The following is a 3008-nucleotide window of genomic DNA, read 5'->3' as shown; positions in this document are numbered from 1 at the left end:
GACACCAACATGAACCTCGATGGACACGTCCGATGTCGGGTTACGCTGCGCTAACAGTATCTACCCAAGCCCTGAAGTTGCCCCTACAGACACCGCCTCCAGGCTACCGGATGCTCACGAAAGAGGCGGCAAAGGCTGAAAGCCTAAAATAGTTTGAAAAATGGATATAAATGGATAGATTAATGGGTATGTTCAATATCCATACCTTATCCATCACGCCAGACATCCTCGCGCTCGTCGCCCGGATCGACGAGTTCAAGGGCGCTTGGCGTGCCCTGGGAAGCTTGGCGCCGGAACGGCTCTTGGCTCTTCGCCGCGTGGCCACCATCGAAAGTATCGGTTCATCGACTCGCATCGAGGGCAGCAAGCTTTCGGATCGGGAAGTCGAATCCCTCCTGGCGCGCCTCGAAATAAAATCGTTTTCCAGCCGGGACGAACAGGAGGTTGCTGGCTACGCCGAAGTGATGGAACTCGTCTTTTCAGCTTGGGAGCATGTTCTCATCACCGAGAACCACATCAAGCAACTCCACCGAGATCTCCTTGTGCACAGCGAAAAAGACGCCTGGCACCGGGGAAGTTATAAGACGACCTCGAACAGCGTGGCGGCTTTTGATGAGGCGGGAGCACAGGTCGGTGTGATTTTTGAAACCGCCACCCCGTTTGATACTCCCCGACTCATGGGGGAGTTGGTGGCTTGGTATCGGGAAACGCGGGACGCTGAGTCGCTTCATCCGCTTTTGGCTGTATCGATTTTTGTAGTCGTTTTCCTGGAAATCCATCCGTTCCAGGATGGGAATGGACGAATTTCCCGCGTCCTCACAACCCTTCTTCTGCTCCAGGCTGGCTATGCCTACGTGCCGTACAGTTCGCTCGAAAGCATCATCGAGCAGAACAAACAAGGCTACTACCTGGCCCTGCGCCAGACTCAGGGCACGATTCGCACCGACTCTGCGAACTGGCAGCCTTGGGTCGTTTTTTTTCTGCGTGCCCTGTTGTCCCAGGTCAAACGCCTGGAAGGGAAGGTTGAACGCGAAAAACTAATCCTGGCAGCCATGCCGGAACTCTCCCTGCAACTTCTGGAACTGGCCCGAGAGCGGGGACGCCTTACGGTCGCAGATGCGGTAACGGTAACCGGAGCCAACCGCAACACGGTCAAGCTACACCTGCGAAAACTCGTTCAAGCTGGCCACTTCACGCAGTATGGCGCTGGTCGCGGGGTGTGGTACGGGCTGGTGTGAGTGATGAGCACGGATAGGTCGGGTTAGCCCGCAGGGCGTAACCCGACACCAACATGAACCTCGATGGACACGTCCGATGTCGGGTTACGCTTCGCTAACCCGACCTACCCATGCTGCTGGTAGGCGATTGGGCAAGCCCGTCGGTTGATGGTTTTGTAGGGGCGACTTCAGTCGCCCGGTTCTTCGCTGCTCAACCTCCGATGGGCGACTGAAGTCGCCCCTACCGCTATCTACGCCATCCATGACTCGTGATGCCCTCCACATTGGCCGCTACTCCGAATCGGGTCGTGTTTATCTGATCACCACTGCCACTGTCGATCGGCGCCCGGTGTTTGAGGATTTCGCTTGCGCGCGCTGTGTGGTGGGGGAAATGCGGTATCTGGTGGAGCAGGGCGGGGTCGCGTCGCTGGCTTGGGTCGTGATGCCTGATCACCTGCACTGGCTGTTGCAACTGGGCGAGCACGCCGATTTGTCGGACACGATCCGCGCCCTCAAGGGCCGCAGCGCCCACCGCCTGGGCGGCCCACTCTGGCAGCGCGCTTTCCACGACCGCGCTCTGAGAGAGGAGGAGGACTTGGTCGCCGCTGCGCGCTACATCGTCGCGAACCCACTCCGCGCCGGCCTCGTCACCCGCCTCGGCGACTACCCGCATCGGGATGCAATCTGGCTGTAGGGGGTTGCTGTAGGTTTGATGTAGGGGCGACTTCAGTCGCCCATCGGTGCGTTGAATAACAGGCAAGCCGTTGATCGGAGTCCGTGGGCGACTGAAGTCGCCCCTACAAATAAAAAAAGGGGCCGCCAGTTGGCAGCCCCTTTTGGCGATTCAACCCGCAGTCTTCAAACAACGATTTCCTGTTTTTCTTTCTTGACCTGCATGAACTGCTCGCGGCTGACGCCGAGCCACATGACCAGCGGGCTGGCGACGAGGACGGAGGAGTAGATGCCGAAGCAGATGCCGATGGTGAGGGCGAGGGAGAAGTAATAGAGGGTTTCGCCGCCGAACAGCAGCATGGACAGGACCATGATCTGGGTGCTGCCGTGGGTGATGATGGTGCGGCTGATGGTGCTGGTGATGGCGTGGTCGAGCACCTGCGGGGTGGTGAGGCCGCGCTTCTTCTTGAAGGTTTCGCGGACGCGGTCGAAGACGACGACCGATTCGTTCACCGAGTAGCCGAGCACCGCGAGGGTGGCGGCCAGCACAGGCAGCGAGAACTCCCACTGGAAGAGGGCGAAGAAGCCCAGGATGATGATCACGTCGTGGAGGTTGGCGATGATGGCCGACACGGCGAAGCGCCATTCGAAGCGCATGGCGAGGTAGAGCACGATGCCGCCGATGACCAGCAGCAGGGCCATGGCGCCGTCGGAGGCGAGCTCCTTGCCCACCTGCGGGCCGACGAATTCGACGCGGCGCATTTCGGGCTTGGGGCCTTCGATGGCGCCGAGGCTGGCGATGACTTTTTTGCTGACCTTGGCGGTTTCGATGCCGTCGCGGTTGGGCAGGCGGATGAGCACGTCGCGGGAGCTGCCGAAGTTTTGCACCTGGGCGTCGGCGTAGCCTTCCTTGGCCAGCGCTTCGCGCAGCTTTTCAAGGGCGGGCGGTTCGCTGTAGCTGACCTCCATCAGCGTGCCGCCTGTAAATTCGACGCTGAAGTGCAGGCCTTTGGTGGCCAGGAAGAACACCGCGAGCAGGAAGGTGACCAACGAGATGACGTTGAACACCAGCGCATGCTTCATGAACGGGATGTCTTTGCGGATTCGGAAAAATTCCAT

The 3008-nt window shown here is 59.4% G+C and carries 3 protein-coding genes; 2 read left to right on the top strand and 1 reads right to left on the bottom strand.

The features are described 5' to 3' along the window. Positions 1 to 182: 182 nt before the first annotated feature. The gene (locus Q1W26_RS13235; protein WP_300440914.1) at positions 183 to 1238 is read left to right on the top strand and encodes a Fic family protein; all 1056 of its coding nucleotides are present in this window, start codon (positions 183 to 185) and stop codon (positions 1236 to 1238) included. Positions 1239 to 1479: 241 nt separating this feature from the next. Beyond that, a complete protein-coding gene (locus Q1W26_RS13230) occupies positions 1480 to 1911 on the top strand; it encodes a transposase (RefSeq protein ID WP_300440911.1) in 432 nt (143 codons plus the stop codon). A 164-nt stretch (positions 1912 to 2075) separates the two neighbouring features. Here Q1W26_RS13230 and secF read toward each other — a convergent pair. Continuing rightward, positions 2076 to 3008 (bottom strand): protein translocase subunit SecF (gene secF, locus Q1W26_RS13225; protein ID WP_300440908.1); only part of this gene is annotated, 933 nt, incomplete at its 5' end.

It is taken from the genome of Zoogloea sp., assembly GCF_030157465.1.
Lineage (GTDB): Bacteria > Pseudomonadota > Gammaproteobacteria > Burkholderiales > Rhodocyclaceae > Zoogloea.
Note: the sequence above shows the minus strand (reverse complement) of the source record. Positions and strands in the feature narration are given on the sequence as shown.

What these genes read in the sequence shown, in the direction of transcription:
- Q1W26_RS13230 (WP_300440911.1), top strand. Translation starts at nt 1,480, where the DNA reads ATGACTCGTGATGCCCTCCACATTGGCCGCTACTCCGAATCGGGTCGT.
- Q1W26_RS13235 (WP_300440914.1), top strand. Translation starts at nt 183, where the DNA reads ATGGGTATGTTCAATATCCATACCTTATCCATCACGCCAGACATCCTC.